Annotated in this window: 12 protein-coding genes; 7 read left to right on the top strand and 5 right to left on the bottom strand. The window is 65.2% G+C overall.

Annotated features, from left to right (window positions below; all coding sequences use genetic code 11):
- The first annotated feature begins 18 nt into the window (after positions 1 to 18).
- Positions 19 to 819 (top strand): PhnD/SsuA/transferrin family substrate-binding protein, encoded by an 801-nt coding sequence (locus tag EN786_RS29875; protein WP_135909191.1) that lies wholly within the window; start codon positions 19 to 21, stop codon positions 817 to 819.
- A gap of 1 nt (position 820) precedes the next feature.
- Here the strand turns inward: EN786_RS29875 and EN786_RS29870 are convergent, their stop codons facing one another.
- The 4 genes from EN786_RS29870 to EN786_RS29855 all read right to left on the bottom strand — a co-directional run bounded on the left by EN786_RS29870 (position 821) and on the right by EN786_RS29855 (position 8,032).
- Positions 821 to 2,173, bottom strand: coding sequence for a Xaa-Pro peptidase family protein (locus tag EN786_RS29870; RefSeq protein ID WP_127312052.1), 1,353 nt, complete (start codon positions 2,171 to 2,173; stop codon positions 821 to 823).
- A 20-nt stretch (positions 2,174 to 2,193) separates the two neighbouring features.
- Complete coding sequence (locus EN786_RS29865; RefSeq protein ID WP_135909189.1) at positions 2,194 to 3,783, bottom strand: glycosyltransferase family 39 protein; 1,590 nt, start codon at positions 3,781 to 3,783, stop codon at positions 2,194 to 2,196.
- A gap of 14 nt (positions 3,784 to 3,797) precedes the next feature.
- Positions 3,798 to 6,368, bottom strand: a complete 2,571-nt coding sequence (locus EN786_RS29860) for an FAD-dependent oxidoreductase (RefSeq protein ID WP_127311051.1) — start codon at positions 6,366 to 6,368, stop codon at positions 3,798 to 3,800.
- Positions 6,369 to 6,454: 86 nt separating this feature from the next.
- Positions 6,455 to 8,032, bottom strand: a complete 1,578-nt coding sequence (locus EN786_RS29855; RefSeq protein WP_127311052.1) for a trimethylamine methyltransferase family protein — start codon at positions 8,030 to 8,032, stop codon at positions 6,455 to 6,457.
- Positions 8,033 to 8,236: 204 nt separating this feature from the next.
- Here EN786_RS29855 and EN786_RS29850 point away from each other — a divergent pair, with 204 nt between their 5' ends.
- The 6 genes from EN786_RS29850 (at position 8,237) to EN786_RS29820 (ending at position 19,085) form a co-directional block, all read left to right on the top strand.
- The gene (locus tag EN786_RS29850; RefSeq protein ID WP_127311053.1) at positions 8,237 to 10,144 is read left to right on the top strand and encodes a phospholipase D-like domain-containing protein; all 1,908 of its coding nucleotides are present in this window, start codon (positions 8,237 to 8,239) and stop codon (positions 10,142 to 10,144) included.
- A 92-nt stretch (positions 10,145 to 10,236) separates the two neighbouring features.
- Positions 10,237 to 11,445, top strand: a complete 1,209-nt coding sequence (locus EN786_RS29845) for an MFS transporter (protein ID WP_245478375.1) — start codon at positions 10,237 to 10,239, stop codon at positions 11,443 to 11,445.
- 89 nt (positions 11,446 to 11,534) lie between these two features.
- Positions 11,535 to 12,695, top strand: a complete 1,161-nt coding sequence (locus EN786_RS29840) for an MFS transporter (RefSeq protein WP_127286401.1) — start codon at positions 11,535 to 11,537, stop codon at positions 12,693 to 12,695.
- 105 nt (positions 12,696 to 12,800) lie between these two features.
- Positions 12,801 to 14,870, top strand: coding sequence for a prolyl oligopeptidase family serine peptidase (locus tag EN786_RS29835; RefSeq protein ID WP_135909187.1), 2,070 nt, complete (start codon positions 12,801 to 12,803; stop codon positions 14,868 to 14,870).
- Positions 14,871 to 15,076: 206 nt separating this feature from the next.
- On the top strand, positions 15,077 to 16,456 hold the full coding sequence (locus EN786_RS29825; RefSeq protein ID WP_127310003.1) for an aspartate aminotransferase family protein: 1,380 nt from the start codon (positions 15,077 to 15,079) through the stop codon (positions 16,454 to 16,456).
- 190 nt (positions 16,457 to 16,646) lie between these two features.
- Positions 16,647 to 19,085, top strand: a complete 2,439-nt coding sequence (locus EN786_RS29820) for an FAD-dependent oxidoreductase (RefSeq protein WP_127310004.1) — start codon at positions 16,647 to 16,649, stop codon at positions 19,083 to 19,085.
- Between the two features lie 328 nt (positions 19,086 to 19,413).
- Here the strand turns inward: EN786_RS29820 and mmsB are convergent, their stop codons facing one another.
- Entirely contained in the window at positions 19,414 to 20,298 is an 885-nt protein-coding gene (mmsB, locus tag EN786_RS29815) for a 3-hydroxyisobutyrate dehydrogenase (protein ID WP_127310005.1), read from the bottom strand.
- Positions 20,299 to 20,305 lie beyond the last annotated feature (7 nt).

The raw sequence follows: 20,305 nt of genomic DNA, 5'->3' as shown, positions 1-20,305 counted from the left end.
CAGCGGTCAAATCCAGGCATGAGCGAATTCGTTGCGGCCTTGCCGATGTATGACTGGCCCGAGGCGAGGGGCGAGGTCGACGCGCAATGGGCGCGGCTGCGCGAAGCCATCAGGGGCAAGGGCATCGACGCGCCGGAGATACTTGTCCGCGTCAATGGCGACCTGCCGCCGGTGCCCGGCGGCATCCGCGACGCAGCCGGCAAGGTCATCGCGCCCGATCCGGCGACGCTGCCGGCGAGCGACCTCGATTTCCACGGGCTCTGGCTGCATCCGGCACTGCTGTTCGGGCAGACCTGCTGGGGACCGATGGAACTGGGGCTCGCGAGCCACGTCCAGGTGATCGGCCAGCCGAGCTACGATGCCGTCGAGGGCGGGCAGGGCGAGCTCTATTCCAGCGCCATCGTCATGCCGGCCGATGGCGGGCAGTCAGTCGCATCGCCGGTCGATGGCAGCGCCTCGATCCCGCTCGATCTCATCCGCGGCAAGCGCTTCGCCTTCAACAATCCGGACTCCATGTCCGGCCTGCTCGGGCTGACGCGCGACCTGGACGCGATGGGCGAAAGCCTCGACATTTTTGCTTCGCAGATACAGAGCGGCGGCCACCGTTCATCGATCGTCGCCATTGCCGAGGGCAGGGCCGATGTCGCGGCGATCGACTGCGAGAGCTGGGCTCTGGCCAATCGCTTCGAGCCGGCGGCAAGGCACGTGAAGGTCGTCGGCTGGACGAGACGGCGCAAGGGCCTGCCGTTCATCACCGCCCGCGCCACTCCGCCAGAGACGGTAGCGGCGTTGCGCCTAGCGATCGAGGGCCTCGAGTGACTCAGCCAAGCAACCGCTCGTCGAGCGGATAGCTCGAGAGCTGCTGGTTGCCGGTCTCGGTGATGAGGATCTGCTCCTCGATCTTGACGCCCTCGCGTCCGCCCAGCCGGCCGATATAGCTTTCGACGCACAGCACCATGCCGGCTTCGAGCACGCCGTCCGGCGTATCCTCGGTCCAGTCGCTGGCATGCGGCAGCGTCGGATATTCGTCCGCCAGGCCGACGCCGTGGTAGAGCACGCCGTAGCGGGTCGGGAAACAGTCGCCGGGCGGCACCGCGGCGCGCTCGACAAGCTCGCGGAAGGAGATGCCCGGGCGCATCAGTTCGGTGTTGTGGGCGATCTGGTCGGCGGCGATGCGGAAAAGATCGCGCTGCTCGTTCGAGGGTTTGCCGTCGCCGCAGAGCCAGGTGCGCGAGAGGTCGGCGCAGAAGCCATACGGGCCGATCAGGTCGGTGTCGAAAGCGACGAGATCGCCGGCCTCGATGACGCGCGACGAGCATTCCTGGAACCAGGGATTGGTGCGCGGACCGGAAGACAGCAGCCTGGTCTCGATCCATTCGCCCCCGCGCGCGATGTTGCCGCGATGCAGCTCCGCCCACAGCTCGTTTTCGGAAATGCCTGGCTTCAGCGCCCGTTCCATCTCGCCCATCGCCGCCTCGCAGGCGACGATCGAACGGCGCATGGCGAGGATCTCGTCCGGCGATTTGATCAGCCGCGCGCTCTCCATCACCGCCTCGCCATTGCCGATGCTGACGCCGAGGCGGGCAAGCTCCTCGGCGCCCTCCGGATTGATGTGGTCGACGGCGATGCGGCGGTTGCCGCCGCCATGTTGCGCCACCAGATCGGCGATGCCTGCGGCCCAGCGGCGGACCTTCAACGGCGTCAACTCGCCGCTGTAGAGATACATCCACGACACCGCCGGCCGCACCTCGTCGACGACGCCGGAATGATCGGACAGGTGCTCGCAGGAAAAATAGTCGAACAGCACCACCGGCCCTTCGGCGGCAACGAAGCAATGGCGGGTCGGATTGTGCGCGACCCAGAGCTGCATGTTGGTCGAGTCGGTGGCGTAGCGGATGTTGACGGGGTCGTAGAGCAGGGCGCCGGCATAGCCGCGGCGCCTCAATTCGGAGCGGATGCGGTCGAGCCGGTATTTGCGCATGGCGGCAAGGTGCGGAGCGGCGATGCCGGCCGCCTGCCATTCGGCCTCGGCCTGCGCGCCGTAGCCCAGCACATGCTGGTTGAGCGAAGCCGCCTTCTGGCGGGAGGCTTCACGCAGCGCTTCAACGGAGCCGGCCGCTTCCGGTTCGAACGGCATGATCTTGCGATGGCGGCCGAAGCGTTGTGTCTCCATGCGATCCCTCCCGAAGCGCGCTACGGCGCCGTGATCCTGTGAAGTCTGGCTATCGTGAGCTGGCGGGTCGCAGGGGTGCCGCCGAGCAACTGAGGTACCTCAACCTGCCGATGGATGGTGTCCATCGCGTAGCCGGCCTTGGCGATCCTGTCGAAAATGATCGAATTCGGCTCGCCGTCGTCAGCCGCCAGGACAAGCACGGCTGGTTCGCGGATCGACGCGGCAAAATCGGGTATCTCGTCGTCGAGCACGACGAGATCGGAATCGACAAGACGCAAATTGCCGGCCCAGAACCAGCTGGATATCACCGTGCGCACCGGCCCTTCGGACATGAGCTGGCCGTACAGCGAGTGATAGTCCATCCGCACGATGCGTCCGCGGCTGTCTCCGCCGTACACCTGCATGTACCAGCTTACCGGCAGCACCAGGATGGCGAGGACAGCGCCGGCGAAGACGATCGTGGCTTGCGTCTTCCTGCCCCTGTCGCCCATGGCATCCAGACGCATGGCAAGGGCAGCGGGCAGCAGAACGAAAACCGGAAGCATCCAACGATCGCGAAATTGCGTCACGCCGCCCGCCAGCACCACCGCCAGCGTAATCAGCAGAGCAAAAGCAATCGCGCGCCAGAGCAGCTTTTCGGGCCAGGGCCAAGGCTCTGACGATGGCGCGGGTCTGCTGATTGCCACCAAAAACGCAACGGCGAAGACGGCGACCGGAAGCCCGGCGAAGTTGAGTATCGCCTTGCCCAACCCGAACACGCCGAGCGATGCAGTCGCCGCCGCGCTGCCACCCTCGGCAACGCCGAAGCCGTCGCAGTGCAACAGCAAGTCTTCGAGATGCGCGAGGCTCCAGTGGAATGTCGGGAGACAGGCAAGGATGGCCACCACCACGCTGATCGGGAAGCGGCGGTCGAAGATCGCCGCGCGGGTTTCGCGCAGCGACAGCGCCGCCAGGAGCAGCGCGGCGAGAAAGATGACATTGTTGTATTTCGACAGCATCGCCGCGGCCGTTGCCAGGCCGAACAGCACATAGGCGGCGAGGGATCGCCGTTTCAGCAGCTCGACCAGCGCCAGGAACAGCACCGACGAAAAGCAGAATATGGCGACCGAGTGGGTGAGGGCATGCTGCATTTCCCAGATGATCTGTGGAAACAGAAGCAGGCCGAACATGGCGGCCGCGGCCGCGCGATTCGAGAAGCCGAGCCGGCGCACCGCGGTGAAGTATGCTGCGAGCCCTGCGGCCAGCAGACCGTATTTCACGATCTTGAGGGCGAGGATGCTGGTTCCGACCAGCGAGGCCGTCAGGTGGGCAAGCCACGTATAGAGCGGTGGCTGCGAGCTGCCGTAGCCAGCCGCCAGGACCCGCATCACCATCAATTGCTCGGATTCATCGACGCCGACGCCAGTGCCTGCCCAGTGCGACGACAGCGTCATCACCACGACCTGGACAAGGCAGTATGTGACGGCAAAGGCGAGCGCGGCGTTGAATGGACCGGCCTTGTCGTCGCAAAGCCAGTCGGTCCATTTCTCTAGATGCTGCAAGGACGTCGTCTTCCGATAGCGGCCGGTCGAACCGTGCTTGGTCGAAACGCCAACTACACGATCCGGCACGCGCTGTCGCCCTTTTACGTGCGCATCTTCTCGCCGCTCGGGTCGAAGGGCGGCTCGACATTGATGCGGGCCGGACGGCGGTGGCCGAGGATCTCGATCTCAAACAGGCCGGCGCTTTCGTCCTCGGCCAACGCCGCCGGCACATAGCCCTGCGCCATCGACTTTTGGACGTAGTGCGCATAGCCGCCCGAAGTGACCCAGCCGACCACGCGCCAGTCGCCATCGGCGATGCCGCGCACTGCGGAGGCGCCTTCGGCAGCCTGCGAACCGCGCACTTCCTTGCCCGTGGTGTCGAAGCGCGGCGCGCCATAGCCATGCGGCTTTTCCACGGTGCCGTAGTCCTTGCTGACCTTGGCCCAGATCGGCTCGTCGCCCATCACATCGGCGTCGGCTGCATCGACGATGAAGGAGACGCGGCGCAGCTTCGGGCCTTCGGCGTGCTCCTTGGCGGACGCCTCGCGGCCGATGAAGTCGTTCTTCTCCAGCTTGATGAAGCGATCCATCGAGCCCTCGAACGGACCGTAGATCGGGCGCAATTCGCGGAACCAGGTCGGGAAATTCTTTTCCAGGCGCATCGACAGAAGCGCGCGCATGCCGAAGTCGACCAGGCCGAATTCCTCGCCGGCTTCCTTGATCGCCTTATAGACGAGGCGCTGATAGGCGGGCGCCATCCAGATCTCGTAGCCAAGATCGCCGGTATAGGTGATGCGGTTGACCATGCAGGGCGCGCCGCCGACCGCCATCTCGCGGAAATCCATGAAGCGGAAGGCCTTGGTCGAGACATCGACATCGACCAGCTTCTGCAGCAGGTCGCGGGATTTCGGCCCGGCGATCGACAGGCCGACCAGCGTCTGGTCGAAACGGTGGATGCGCACCGAACCGTCCTTCGGCAGGTGTTTCTCGAACCAGCGCATGTGGTATTTCTGCGCGGCGGACGAGCCCCAGATCATGAACCGGTCCTCGCCCGACTTGGCGATGGTGAAGTCGCCGATCAGCTTGCCGAACTCGTTGACCATCGGGGTCAGCACGATGCGGCCAACCTTCGGCATGCGGTTGGTCATCAGCCGGTTGAGGAATTCCTCGGCTGCTGGTCCGGAGACTTCGTATTTGGCGAAGTTGGCGATCTCGGTGACGCCGACCTTCTCGCGCGTGGCGCGCACTTCCTCGCCGATCGGGCCGAAATCGTTGGAGCGGTGGAAGGAGACGATGTCCTTCGGTTCGGTGCCCTTCGGTGCGAACCATAGCGGGGTCTCCAGACCCCACGAGTCGCCCATGACCGCGTTGTTGGCGAGCATGGTGTCGTAGAGCGGCGTCGTCTGCGCCGGGCGAGCGGCCGGCAGTTCCTCGTTGGGGAAGCGGATCGAGAAGCGGCGCGAATAGTTCTCGCGCACCTTGGCGTTGGTGTAGCGCAGGCCGGCCCATTCGCCGAAGCGGGCGACATCCATGCCCCAGACGTCGAAGCCCGGATCGCCATGCACCATCCAGTTGGACAGTGCGAGGCCGACGCCGCCGCCCTGGCTGAAGCCGGCCATGACGGCGCAGGCGCACCAGAAATTGGTCAGGCCCTGCACCGGGCCGACCAGCGGATTGCCGTCGAGCGCGAAGGTGAAGGGCCCGTTGATGATCTGCTTGATGCCGGCCTTCTCGATGCCGGGGAAATGCTTGAAGCCGATCTCCAGCGAAGGGGCGATACGGTCGATGTCGGGCTGCAGGAGCTCATGGCCGAAATCCCAGGGCGTGTTGACCGGCGACCACGGCTTGCAGGCCTTTTCATAGGTGCCGAGCAGGATGCCGTTGCGCTCCTGACGGGTGTAGATCTCGCCCTTGAAATCGAGCACGCCGATCATCTCGCGGCCGGTCGACTTGTTGAATTCCTCGACCTCCGGCATCGGCTCGGTGAGCAGGTACATATGCTCCATCGCCAGCACCGGCAGTTCGACACCGACCATGCGCCCGATCTCGCGCGCCCACAGGCCGCCACAGTTGACGACATGCTCGGCGTGAACCGTGCCCTGCTCGGTAACGACATTCCAGGTGCCGTCCGGCTGCTGCGTCAGGTCGACGACGCGGTTGCGCAGCACGATCTCGGCGCCGAGCTTTTTCGCCGCCTTGGAATAGGCAATGGTGGTGCCGGAGGGGTCGAGATGGCCTTCGACCGGATCCCACATAGCGCCGACGAAATTCTTCTCGTCCATCAGCGGGAACATCGCCTTGGCTTCCGACGGCGTGATCAACTCGGTGTCCATGCCGAGATAGCGGCCCTTGGCGTGGGCAAGGCGCAGAAAGTCCATGCGCTCCGGCGTGTCGGCCATCATCACGCCGCCGGTCAGGTGCAGCGAGCACGACTGGCCGGAAATCTCCTCGATCTCCTTATAGAGCTGCACCGTATAGGCCTGCAGCTTGGCGACGTTGGGGTCGCCGTTCAGCGTGTGGAAGCCGCCCGCGGCATGCCAGGAGGAGCCCGAGGTCAATTCCGAACGCTCGATCAGCATGATGTCGGTCCAGCCGGCCTTGGCCAGATGGTAGAGCACCGAGCAGCCGACGACGCCGCCGCCAATGACAACCGCTTTGACATGAGATTTCATACAGATAGGTCCGTGTTTGAAGAGTTTGAATCAGGGTTCGGCGCGCCGCCAGACATTGACCGGCGCACCGGTTGGCGCGCGGAAGATCAAAAATCGGTCGGGGCGCCGCCTTCGGCGCGGCGTTTCTCGACGAAGTCGTTCAGTTCTTCGCGGATCGCCGGGTCCATATAGGGTTCTTCGTAGGACGCCAGCCGCTCCTTCCAGACCCGGTTGGCCTTTTCGAGCGCCGTCGGCGAACCGGCCTCCGTCCAGCTTTCGAAATTGCGCCAGTCGGAAAGGACAGGCGAATAGAAGGCGGTCTTGTAGCGGTCCTGGGTGTGCTGGGTGCCGAAGAAATGGCCGCCGGGGCCGACCGACTGGATGGCGTCGAAGCCGAGCGCGTCCTCCGACAGGTCGAGCGGGGTCAGGAACTCGGCCACCATTTGCAACAGGTCGATGTCGAGGATGGTCTTCTCGTAGGAGCAGCGCAGGCCGCCCTCGAGCCAGCCGGCGCCGTGCATCATCAGATTGCCCCCGCCCTGGATGGCGCCCCACAGCGAGAAGACGCTCTCATACGCCGCCTGCGCATCGACCGTGTTGGCGGCGCAGGTGTTGGAGGTGCGGTAGGGGATGTTGTAGCGCCGCGCGAGCTGGCCGCCGACGAGCTGCGCTTTCATGTATTCGGGCGTGCCGAAGGCCGGCGCGCCGGACTTCATGTCGACATTGGAGGTGAAGCCGCCATAGCCGACAGGCGCGCCCTTCTTCACCATCTGCGCAAAGGCGATGCCGGACAGCGCCTCGGCGTTCTGCTGCACCAGCGCGCCGGCGATGGTGACAGGGGCCATGGCGCCCGAGAGCGTGAACGGCGTGACGATGACGACCTGGCCCTTGCTCGACATCTGGATGATGCCTTCCATCATCGGCACGTCGAGCTTGAGCGGCGAGTTGGTGTTGATGATGGTGAAGACCGACGGCTGCTCGAGCAGCTGCTCATGGCTGATGCCGCGCGCGATGCGGGTGATCTCGATGCCGTCGACGTTGCGCTCCTTGCCGAGCGAATAGATGTGGAACACCTTGTCGGTCAGCATGGCGAGGTCGCGGATGCATTCCAGGTGCCGGACCGAGGGATGGATGTCGATCGGCTCGACCGGATAGCCGCCGGTGCAGTTGAGGATATTGTGCATCTGCGCCAGGCGCAGGAAGTTGCGATAGTCGGCCTGGTTGCCCGGACGGCGGCCGCGGTCGAGATCGGAGCAGTTGGGCGCCGAGGCCATCATCGAGAGGATGACGTTGTTGCCGCCGAAGCGCAGATTGTGCGCCGGGTTGCGGGCATGCAGCGTGAATTCCGACGGGCAGTGCGAGATCAGTTCGAGGATCAGGTCGCTGTCGAAGCGCACCCGCTCGCTGCCCTCGCGCACGTCGGCGCCATGCGCCTTCATGATGCGGCGGGCTTCGTCGTGCAGCACGTCGACGCCGATCTCCTTCAACACCCGCAGCGAGGCGAGGTGGATCGATTCCAATTCGTCATCCGAGACCAGCCTGGTCGGCGCGAGCGGATTCTTCAGCTGCCGGAACGGCGGCTGCTCGAACGCCGCCGAGCCACCGGCGCGCTTGCCCGCGCGGCCGCCGCGGCGGGCGCGATCGGTTGCCAGTGCCGGTTCGGCGGGGTGAAGGGCAGCGGTCATGAAAAGCCTCATGGGATGCGAAGGTTGGCGGCATAATGGACCGCCGCCAATGCCGCCGGTGAGGAGGCGGCGACCACTAGGGCGAGGGAAGCGACATGGCGAAGAGCCAACCGAGAGCCCGGCGTTTCGCAACGTGAAGCCTGTTACAGTTCCGTCTTTTACTTCTGCTATACTTTTGCGCCGAGCATCTTGAGGGGGGTGGCTATGCCTGATGTCATCAAAGTGCGTGCGGCGACCAACAACGAGGTCGCGTTCCTGGCTTGGGATATTGACGGGATGATCCCGGGCTGCCTCGGCTTCGAGATCGTCCGCCTCTATCCCGACACCGGCGAGGAGCGTTGCCTGGCGGCATGGGTGCCGTTCAAGGGGCAACGCAATCCACGCTGGATTCCGCAGGACACCGGCGTGTGGCCGGTGCAGAAGACCTTCTGGCGCGACCTCACGGTGCGCCGGCGCCGCGACAGCCTCACGATCCGGCCGGAAGGCGAGATGATCGCCTATCGGGTGCGCCCGGTCGGCGACATGAAGCCGGGCCTCGAGCCGGTGCCGGTGCGTCCGGAGCAGGTGGTCGACGGCCAACCCGCCTATACCGGCGCGGCCCGGCCGCTCGGCTATCTCGGCCAGGGCGCCGTCAGCCCGCCGATCTTCCTGGGGCAGATGTTCGGCAAGGCGCGGGTCGCCTTCACCAACGGTGTCTTGTCGACGCAATGGATGTCGCATGCGCTGGCGGAAGCCGGCATCAAGGTCGGACAGCGCGACAAGATCAGGGCCGAACTGCAGAACCCGGCGAGCAAGATACGCGCCTATCTGCAAGGCGATGTGCCCCAGGTTTTGACCAGCCTGATGGAGCGGGCCAAGGACCAAGGCGGCTCCGTCAGGCTCGCGCTCTACGAGCTTGGCGACGACGAATTGAGCGACGCGATCGTCGCCGCCAAGGACGTCGTCGAAGTCATCCTTTGTAATTCGGGCAAGGACGAGCAGACGAAGGAATGGGACTTCGGCAACGCGCCGTTCCGGAAGCGGCTGCGCGATGCCGGCGTCGTGGTGACGGACCGCCTGTTCAACAACAACCATATCGGCCACAACAAGTTCGCGGTCTACCGCGATGCCCACGGCAAGCCGCAAGCAGTGATGACCGGCAGCACCAACTGGACCTCGACCGGCATTTGCGGGCAGTCCAACAACGCCTTCGTCCGCGACGACCCGCCGATGGCAGAAGTGTTCAACGCCTATTGGGAGCGCATGAAGGCCGACGTCTTCCCGCCGCCGGCGAGCGAAAGCGCCGCCGGCCATGTGGCGCAAAAGCAGGGCGTGCCGTTTCGCAAGGAAAACCACATTTCGAACCCGCTGAACGGCGCCAGCGCAGCGCTGGACGGCATGACGGTGTGGTTTTCGCCGAACGATCCCGAGCGCAGCAAGAAGGACATTTCGGTGCGCCCGGTCGACCTCGAGGACGTCTTCGCCCGGATCAGGGCGGCGAAGCGCGCGGTGCTGTTTCTCGTGTTCAATCCGTCGCGGCTCGGCGAGAACTCGATCGTCGACCAGGCGGTCGCGGCGGCGAATGCGGATCCGAAGCTGATCGTGCAGGGCGCGATCAGCGACGAGACCGCGATGCCCAACTATGTCGCCCCAACCAGGGATCCGGTGACCCACAAGTCGAACAAGGACGGCAAGTCGCCCTTCGTCTATCCGGAGAAGGTCTGGGAGGCGCCGAACGTCTCGATCGTCAGGGCGGCGAACCTAACCGGCGCCACGATCGCTCGCGATTTCCAGGCGGAGGTGCTGACCGTCGGGCACGCCATCGTGCACGACAAGATCGTCATCATCGATCCGATGGAGGACAATGCCACCGTCATCACCGGCAGCCACAACCTCGGCTACAAGGCGTCCTACGAGAATGACGAGAACCTGGTCATCGTCGAAGGCGACAAGACCTTTGCCGCGGCTTATGCGGTGCACATGCTCGACGTCTTCGACCACTACAAGTTCCGCGCATGGCGCCGGACGATCGGGAAGGGGCCGTCGGCTGACGACGGGATTTCCATCGACGACAAGTGGCTGAAACCCTATGCCGACGGCAAGAAGGGGGCGATCGCCCGATACTTCCCGTAGTCTGCGTGGCCCTGAGGCGCGATGGCCGTTGGCGCAAGCAGATTTCGCCACCGGCCCTTCCTTTTCCAGTGTCGAGCCGCTAGCCGGATCGCATGCCGCCCAAAGGCTGGGCGATGCAGACGGATGGCGCGATGGCGGCGGCGAGCGACGGCGAGGCGGGAACGCAATGGGCGGCACTGGCCGGCGTCACCACGGCGCTGGCCATGTTCGGCGCGGCCCAGGGGCTGAGCTATCCGCTGTTCACCTTGCTGATGCAGCGGCAGGGCCTGTCGCCGGCGCTGATCGGCCTCTCCGCGGCGATGATGCCGGTCGGCCTGTTGCTGTCGGCGTCGTTCGTGCCGGCCGCCGTGCGCCTGGTCGGCGCGCGCAATCTCGCCGTCGGCTGCTCGCTGATCGGCGCGCTATGCTTCCTGGGCATCGGCTATCTGCAGAACTGGATCGCCTGGTACGCGCTGCGCTTCCTCGTCGGCGTGGTCATCAATCCGCTCTATGTGCTTGGCGAGGTCTGGGCGCTGTCGCTGGCGGCGCCGTCGCGCCGCGGCAGGGTGATGGGCGTGTTCAACGCGCTGATGGGCGCCGGCTACGTCGCCGGGCCGTTGATCCTGATCACCCTCGGCGCGTCCGGCTGGCCCCCGTTCATCGCCGCCATAGCGGGCTTTTGCCTGTGCGCGCTGATCCTGCGCGCCGTCTCTTCGCAGCTCGCCGGCTTTGAGGATGACGGCCAGGCTTCCGGCGGCATCGCCGGGTTCGCCAGGCTGGCGCCGGCGCTGCTGCTGGCGGTGCTGGTTTCGGCGGCCGTGCAGCAGAGCACCTATTCGCTGATTCCTGTCTTCGGCACCGGCTACGGCCTGCCGGAGGCGAAGCTCGCCGCGCTGGTGACGGCGCTGTCGGCCGGCAACATCCTGCTGCAAATCCCGCTCGGGCTGATGGCCGAGCGCTTCGGCGGCCGTGCGATGATCGTCTTTTGCGCGCTGGCGACCGGCGCCTGCGCGCTGTCGCTGCCCCTGCTGATCACGACGCCGCTGGTCTGGCCGGTGCTGGTGGTGATGGGCGCGGTCGGTTACGGCGTCTACACGATGGCGCTGGTCGAGCTAGGTAGCCGCTTCAAGGGAAGCCTGCTGGTGGCCGGCAACGCCGCCTTCGCACTGATGTGGGGCGCCGGCGGTATTGTCGGCCCGCCCGGCGCCGGTGCGCTGATGGAGGCGGTCGGCCCACTCGGCCTGCCGGCGGTGATCGTCGGGCTCGATGCGCTGCTGGTGGCCTTCGCGCTCTACAGGTCGGCCAGCCGCCGAAGTTCCTGACAGGGTTTGGCTGGAGCAAGCGGTTTTCGCTGGTGAGGGGGTTACGGCTTTCCAGCCGAACCGCTAAGGCTGCCGGCGGAGGAAGGGCCATGAGCGCCGCCGAAACGAACAGCGACGAAACGATACAGTGGGCGGCGATCACCGGGGTGATCGCGACGGTCTCGGTCTTCGCCATCGCGCAAGGCCTGAGCTACCCGCTGCTCAGCTTCATCCTGCAGCGCCAGGGCATCTCGCCGGCCATGATCGGGCTTTCGGCGGCGATGACGCCGATCGGCTTCATCCTGTCCTCGCCGATCATCCCGGCGCTGGCGCGCCGTTTCGGGCCAGGGCGGACGGCACTCACCTGCGCCGCGCTTTCCGCGCTGGTACTGGCTTTGGTCGGCTGGACGCAGAACGTCTATCTGTGGTTCCCGCTGCGCTTCCTGATCGGCGTCGTCACCAACCCGCTCTATGTTCTCAGCGAAATCTGGGTGATCGCGCTGGCGCCGCCGTCGCGCCGCGGCCGCGTCATGGGCGTCTATTCGACCGTCATCTCGGCCGGTTTCGCCGCCGGTCCGCTTTGCCTGCTTGCGGTCGGCACCGAGGGCTGGCCGCCATTCCTGGTCGGCATCTTCGCGTTTGTCTTCTGCGGCGGCTGCCTGGCGCTGGTGCTTGGCCGTCTGCCCAAGGTCGACGAGGCCGGACAGCAGGTTTCGGTGATGGGCTTCATGCCGAAGGCATGGCTGCTGCTCGCCGCCGTGGTCGTGGCCGCCGGCTTCGAGCAGGCGGTGCTGGCGCTGCTGCCGGTCTACGGCACTCACTACAGCATTGCCGAGGCCAGCATGTCGGCCCTGCTGTCGACGATGATCGCCGGCAACATCGCCATGCAGGTGCCGCTCGGCCTGCTGGCCGAAAGACTGACGGCGCGCCTGGTGCGATTCCTGTGCGTGTCGCTGACCGTGCTCGGCTGCGTGCTGCTGCCGCTGCTGATCGAGACGCCTTTGATCTGGCCCTGCGTGTTCATCTGGGGCGCGGTTTCCTACGGCATCTACACGATGTCGATCATCGAGCTCGGCGAGCGCTTCACCGGCTCGGCGCTGGTCGCCGGCAACGCCGCCTTCTCGCTGATGTGGGGCGTCGGCGGCATCCTGGTGCCGCCACTCACCGGCGGCGTCATGGATATCACCGGCGCGTCCGGCCTGCCGGCCACTCTCGGAGCGATCTGTGCCGCACTGGCGGTGGCGACCGTTCTGCGCCGGCGCGTGATGTGAAGGAAAAGCCGCGTTCGTCGCGACAAGCTGTCATTGCCATCTTGAATGTGAGCGTCCGTGACGCGATGTAGGCGAGGCCGTCTGACAAGCTTTCGGAGACCGTGCGTGACCCAAACCATCACAAAAGGCCAGACTGAACCGGCCGCTGGAGATTCCTTCCTTTGGCTGGAAGACCGAAATGGCAAGGGGGCGCTCGACTGGGTGCACGCCCAGAACGAGTTGACGGTTGCCGAGCTGCAGGGCGATCCCGGCTACCAGGCTTCGTTCGAAACCGCACTCGACCTGATGACGGCCGAGGACAACATCCCGGTCGGGACCGCGATCAACGGCCACGTCTACAATTTCTGGCAGGACAAGACCAACGTGCTCGGCCTGTGGCGCCGCACGACGGTCGCTTCCTACAAGACCGACAAGCCGGAATGGGAGACGATCGTCGATTTCGACGTGCTCTCAGCGAAAGAAGGCATCAAATGGGTGTTCAGCGGCGCGAGCCGCCTCTACCCCGATTTCAACCGCTGCCTGGTGAGCATGTCGCCGGATGGCGGCGATGCCAGCGAGATGCGCGAGTTCGACATCGCGGCGAAGTCCTTCGTCGAAGGCGGCTTTCGCGCCCCCGCCTCGAAGTCGGGTTTTTCTTGGCTGGACGAAGACACCGTCATCGTCTCGGCCGCCTTCGAGGAGGACGACAAAACGCAGTCCGGCTATCCGCGCGTGGTCAAGCTGTGGAAGCGCGGCACGAGGCTGGAAGACGCCACGCTTATCTTCGAGAGCGAAAAGCAGGACCTCGCGGCCGGCGGCGGGGTCGAGATCGACGGCGACAGGCGGCACCTGTTCCTGGCCCGAACCATCGATTTCTTCTCCTCGCACAGCTTCCTGCGGCTCGCTTCCGGCGAGAACCGGCGCATTCCGCTTCCAGACGACGTAACCGACACGGCGATCTTCCAGGGACAGCTCGTCTTTGGCGTGCGCAGCCCGTGGACGGCGCCCGACGGCACGCACTGCCTGCCAGACGGGCTTTATTCGGTGGATTTCGAACGCTGGATCGACACCAATACGCTGGGGCCGGTCGAAACCGTGCTCGCGCCGGCGCATCGCGTCTCGATCGCCGGGCTCGCCCGCACCGAGCAGCGGCTGTTCATCAACCTGATGGACAATGTGCGCGGCAAGGTCGTCGCTTGCGATCGGACAGGCGAGGGTTGGTCGCTGAAGCCGGTCGGCCTGCCGGAAAACGGCAATGTCGGCATCAGCCATGCCGAGCATTTCGGCGCCAGCGTCTCCTTCTCCTTCACCGATTTCCTGACGCCGAGCTCGATCATCTGGTCGGACGACGATGGCGAGACGCTTCAGACGGTGAAGGCGCAGCCGGCCCGCTTCGACGCTTCGCCCTTCATCTCCGAACAGTTCGAGGCACGCTCGAGCGATGGCACGATGATCCCCTATTTCGTGGTCAGGCGGCGCGACCAGGGCGGACCGGTGCCGACGCTGCTCTACGGCTATGGCGGCTTCGAAGTGCCGCTTCTGCCGGGCTATGCCGGCGTGCGCGGCAGGCTTTGGCTGGAGAAGGGCAATGCCTATGTGCAGGCCAACATCCGCGGCGGCGGCGAATTCGGCCCGGCCTGGCACCAGGCGGCGCTCAAGGGCAATCGCCAGAAGGCTTTTGACGATTTCGCCGCGGTTGCCGCGGACCTTGTCCGGCGCGGTCTCACCACAGCGGCGCAGCTCGGCATCCAGGGTGGCTCGAATGGCGGCCTGCTGACCGGCACGTCGGTGATCCAGCGTCCGGAACTGTTCGGTGCCGTCATCATCGACGTGCCACTGCTCGACATGCTGCGCTACACCGAATTGCCGCCGGGGGCCTCGTGGATCGCCGAGTATGGCGATCCCGCAAAGCCGGAAGAGGCGGCGTGGCTGGCCGCCTACTCGCCCTATCAACATGTCAAGGCGGGTGCCGCCTATCCGCCAGTGCTGCTGATGACCTCGACGGCCGACGACCGCGTCCATCCCGGCCATGCCCGCAAGATGGCGGCGCGCCTGCAGGAGGCTGGCCACGGCCGGACACTCTTCTTCGAAGAAACCGAGGGCGGCCATGGCGGGCGTGGCGATCGTCGTCCTCAAGCGGCGCAAACGGCGATGCGCTATGTCTTCTTGCAGCGGGCGCTGGCGGGTACGGCTTGAATTCAGGGCATCAGGCGGCTTAAGGTGCCGCCATGGCTTGCACGAAGACATCAGGCGCCTTCGGGGTCGCGGTGACGCCGTCACCGCGAACGCTTCGTGCCGAGCTGCTCAGGCTTTGCGCCCGCATCGGCTATTCGCCACCCGCCCTCCTCTGAGGAATCCGCCCCGGCCGTTGCCGGATTGATTCAAGAGGAAAGAGCAAATCCATGACCTATCAGAATTATTCGCTGAAGCAGCTTCAGCAGATCGACGCCGCGCATCACCTGCATCCCTTCACCGACCACAAGGAGCTGCGCGAGGCGGGCTCGCGCATCATCACCCGTGCCGACGGACCGTTCATCTACGATGCCGAAGGCACCGAGATCCTCGACGGCATGGCCGGCCTCTGGTGCGTCAATGTCGGCTACGGCCGCAACGAGCTGGCCGAGGCCGCCTATGCGCAGATGAAGGAGCTGCCATACTACAACTCCTTCTTCAAATGCTCGACGCCGACACCGGTGCTGTTGTCGAAGAAGCTGGCGGAACTGGCGCCGAAGCAAGTCGGCCAGGTGTTCTACGGCTCTTCCGGCTCGGAGGCCAATGACACGGCGCTCAGGCTCGTGCGCCACTACTGGGCGCTGGAGGGCAAGCCGGAGAAGAACCGCATCATCTCGCGCAAGATGGGCTATCACGGCTCGACCGTTGCAGGCACCTCGCTCGGCGGCATGGAGCCGATGCACAAGCAGCTCGGCGGCGCCGTGCCCAACATCGTCCATGTGATGATGCCCTATGCCTATGAGCTCGCGCTGCCCGGCGAAAGCGACCATGATTTCGGCCTGCGCGCGGCCAAGGCCGTCGAGGACGCCATCCTCGAGGCCGGCGCCGACAAGGTCGCCGCCTTCATCGGCGAGCCGGTGATGGGCGCCGGCGGGGTGAAGATCCCGCCGCTGAGCTACTGGCCGGAAGTGCAGCGCATCTGCCGCAAATACGATGTGCTCTTGATGCTGGACGAGGTGATCACCGGCTATGGCCGCACCGGCGAATGGTTCGCGGCGCAGACTTTCGGCATCGAGCCCGACACCATCACCACGGCCAAGGCGCTGACATCGGGCTACCAGCCGCTGTCGGCGCTGCTGGTCGGCGACCGCATAAGCAGGACGCTGGTCGAGAAGGGCGGCGAGTTCTACCACGGCTACACCTATTCCGGTCACCCTGTGGCCTGCGCCGTGGCGCTGAAGAACCTCGAGATCATCGAGCGCGAAGGCCTGGTCGAGCGGGTCAGGAACGACACCGGTCCATACTTCGCCCAGGCGCTGCAGGAGCGTATCGCCGGGCACAATCTGGTCGGCGAAGTGCGCTCGATCGGGCTGATGGGGGCGATCGAGATCGTCAAGGACAAGGCGACCAAGGAGCGCTACCTGCCGTCGGGAAGTGCCGCCGTCGTCGTGCGCGACCACGCGATCGCGCAAGGCATGATGCTGCGCGCCACCGGCGACACGATGATCCTGTCGCCGCCGCTGATCTGGACGCGCGAGACGGTCGACATGGCTTGCGATCGCATCGCCAGGGCGCTCGATCTCGCCCAAGAGGATTTGCGCAAGCGCTGAACGACGGCCGGGCGGCGTCCGCGACGGCGCCCGGCCGTTTCCATTGGCGTCAATCATGATCGTGGACCAACGGCCGGGCGGTTGCTGCCGTGTCCCAGACCAGGAAATGTGCTGAAAAGCCGGATGCCGTCTGACAGTATGCGCCAGCGGACTTGTGAACCAATGGCAATTCATACAAGGGCAGGCGCATATGGTGAGTTCCTTTCGTGCGGTCGTGGTCGGTGGCGGCTGCGTCGGTGCCGGCATTCTCTATGGCCTGGCAAAGCGCGGCTGGACCGATGTGGCATTGCTGGAGAGGACGCAGCTTACCGCCGGCTCGACATGGCATGCCGCAGGGCTCATTCCGTCCTATGCGCGCAGCCGCAACGTCGGCCGCATGATCGCCAGGTCGATTGAGATCTATGAGGGCCTGGAGGCCGAGACCGGCCAGAAGGTCGGCTGGCACAAATGCGGCCAACTGCGCATCGCCAACACGCGCGACCGGCTCGACGAGTACAAGAGCTATATGGATGTCGCGGAGGTCCAGGGCGTGCGGGCCCGGATCGTGTCGCCGGCGGAGGCGCGCGAGATCTGGCCGCTGCTCGACAACAAGGACATGCTGGGCGCCCTCTACCATCCCGACGATGGTCACATTGCCCCGGCGGACGTTACCCAGGCGATGGCCAAGGGCGCACGCGACCTCGGCGCGAAGGTCCATCTCGACACCGAAGTTGTCGGGTTCGAGCGGATGCCGGGCGGCGAGTGGAAAGTCAAGACCTCGCGCGGCGACATCCTGTGCGAGCATGTCATCCTCGCAACCGGCAACTATGCGCGCCAGACCGGCGCCATGCTGGGGCTGGACATTCCCGCGATCCCGATCGTGCATCAGTACTGGATCACCGAGGCGGTTCCGGAAGTTGTCGAACGCAAACGGCTGGGCCTGCCGGAGATGCCGATCCTCAGGGACGAGGGTTACGAGGGCTATCTGCGCGAAGAGGGGGACGGGCTGCTGTTCGGTCCCTATGAGCGGACCGAACAGCTCAAGCTGTTCGCCGAAAACGGCGTCCCGGGATGGTTCGGCGCCGATCTGCTCGACGAGGATTTCGATGCCGTCTCCTGGAATTGGGAGCGCGCGAGCGAACTGGTCCCGGCGCTCGGGCGCGCCGGCATAAAGCGCAATGTGCGCGGGCCTTTCCAGATGACCGCCGATGAACTGCCGCTGATGGGGCAGGCCTGGGGTCTTGAGAACGTCTGGCTCGCGGAGGGCGTGCCGGGCGGCATCCTTTGGGGCGGAGCGATCGGCTACTATCTTTCCGAGCGGATCGTGGAGGGCGGCAACAGCATCGACACGGCCGAACTCGATCCCCGCCGGTTCGGCGAGTATGCCAACAAGAACTGGACCCGGGAAAAAGTCAGGGAAGCCTGGGGCACCCACGCCGTGCAGCACTATCCAGGCCAGGACATGCCGGCGGCGCGACCGCAGAAAACGGCGCCGTCCTACGACCGCCTAAGCCAGCTCGGCGCGGTTTGGGACGTGCTGAACGGCTGGGAGATGCCGAGCTGGTTTGCGCCCGCGGGTGTCGAAGCGCGCAACATCTATAGCTGGCGCTGGACCTCCAAAGGCAACCACGTCGCCGAGGAGGTCCATGCCGTCCGCCAGGCCGTGGGGCTCATCGAGATGACGCCGATGACCAAGTTCGAGGTCAGCGGGCCGGGCGCCGAGGACTGGCTCGACGGAATCCTTGCCAACAAGCTGCCTCGTCCCGGTCGTGTCGCCCTTGCCCATCACCTGACGCCGGCCGGTGGCGTGCAGGCCGAGTATGTCGTGGCGCGGCTAAAGAACGATCTGTTCTATCTCATATCGACGCCGCGCGCCGAGCGCTGGAATTTTGACGACTTGAGTCGGCTGCTGCCAAAGGGCGGCAACGTGCAGCTTCGCAATGTCACCGATAATCGCGGCAGCTTCACAATCGTTGGACCGAAGGCGCGGGAGGTATTGCAGCCACTGACGGAAGTGGATCTCTCAAACGAGGCCTTCCCATGGTTCAGCGTGCGGTCCGGAACCGTCGGCCTGGCCAGCGATGTGCGTCTGCTGCGCGTCAACTACTCGGGCGAACTGGGATGGGAGCTCTATCATCCGCTCTGTTATCAGCGGCATTTGCTGGACGCGCTTTTGGCGTCGGGCGAGGCGCAGGGGATGAGATTGGTTGGACTTCAGGCACTGGAGTCCCTGCGTTTCGATAAGTCCTACCGGGCCATGTATCGCGACATGAATGTCGAATTGTCAGCCTGGGAAAGCGGCCTCGACCGCTTCGTCAGCCTCGACAAGGGCGACTTCGTCGGCCGGGCGGCACTGGTCGCTAAACAGGAGCAGGGGACGGCGCGCCGGATCGCAACGCTGTCGATCGATACGGACGGCGCGAGCGCGTTCGCCTTCGAGGGCGTTTACCGCGACGGTGAGCTTGTCGGCCACGTCACGTCGGCAGGCTACTCCTATACTTTTGGTCACGACATCGCACTCGCGCTGCTGCCCCTGGAACTGCTGTCGCCCGGTACCGAACTGGAAGTTTCAGTCCTCGGCGAGCGGCGTCGGGCAAAGGTGATCGCCGACTCGCCCTACGATCCGGAAGGCACGCGTGGGCGCATGTGAAACGCCCGGGCACAATTCTCGGAACAAGCAATGAAGACCGCACGCCAATCGCCGAATGCGGCAACGAAACGGCAAAACGCAAAAACCGCGTCCCGTCGGGAACGCGGCTTTGCCAGATACGCATGGCGTTTCGCTACAAGCGACTTGCGAAACTTACGGGCTCCGGTACGCGAGACCTGATCCGGAGCGCCGGGCGGATGCGATATGTCCGCCTCGCAGTCCGTTTTATAGGCACATCGTTACCGGCCGGTTATCGAGACCTTAAGCAAATCTAAATTTGCCGGTTTCCGGCCAAATAATCTTCTAATAAGCCTTTGAAAGCAGAGATTTACGCGAGTTGGCCGCGGAGGAAATTAATAATGCCGGAGAAATCGACCCCGGCATTGCCCTGTGCGTTGAACAGCGCGTAGAGCTGCGTCGCCTCGGCGCCGAGCGGCGTCACCGCGCCGGCACTTTGCGCCGCCTCCTGCGACAGCTTCAGGTCCTTCAGCATGAGGGCGGCGGCAAAGCCGGGCTTGTAGTCGCGGTTGGCCGGCGAGGCCGGCACCGGGCCGGGCACCGGACAGTAGGTGGTCAGCGACCAGCACTGGCCCGAGGAGGTCGAGGCGACGTCGAACAACGCCTGATGCGACAGGCCGAGCTTTTCCGCCAGCACGAAGGCTTCGGCGACGCCGATCATCGAGATGCCGAGAATCATGTTGTTGCATATCTTGGCCGCCTGTCCGGCGCCGTCGTCGCCGCAATGGACGATGCGGCCGGCCATCGGCTTTAGGATAGGCTCGGCCTTGGCGAAGGCGTCCTTCGAGCCGCCGGCCATGAAGGTCAGCGTGCCGGCGGTGGCGCCGCCAGTGCCGCCCGAGACCGGAGCGTCGATCGACAGCAGGCCGTTTTTGCTGGCGACGGCATGGGCCTTGCGGGCCGATTCGACGTCAATGGTCGAGGAATCGATGAACAGCGCGCCTTCCTTGGCCTTCGGCGCAATGTCCTCGTAGACCGACAGCACATGCTTGCCGGCCGGCAGCATGGTTATGACGACATCGGCGTCCTTCGCCGCCGCTACGGCGTTGGCCATGACGACCACGCCATGCTCCTTGGCGACTGTGAGGTTCTCCGGCACCAGGTCGAAGCCGTGCACAGAATGCCCGGCCTTGACCAGGTTGGCGGCCATGGGATTGCCCATATTGCCCAATCCGATGAAGGCGATGGTTTTCATAGCGGTG

The sequence above is a fragment of the Mesorhizobium sp. M4B.F.Ca.ET.143.01.1.1 genome (genome assembly GCF_004792275.1).
In the GTDB taxonomy this organism is placed as follows: domain Bacteria; phylum Pseudomonadota; class Alphaproteobacteria; order Rhizobiales; family Rhizobiaceae; genus Mesorhizobium; species Mesorhizobium abyssinicae.
Note: the sequence above shows the minus strand (reverse complement) of the source record. Positions and strands in the feature narration are given on the sequence as shown.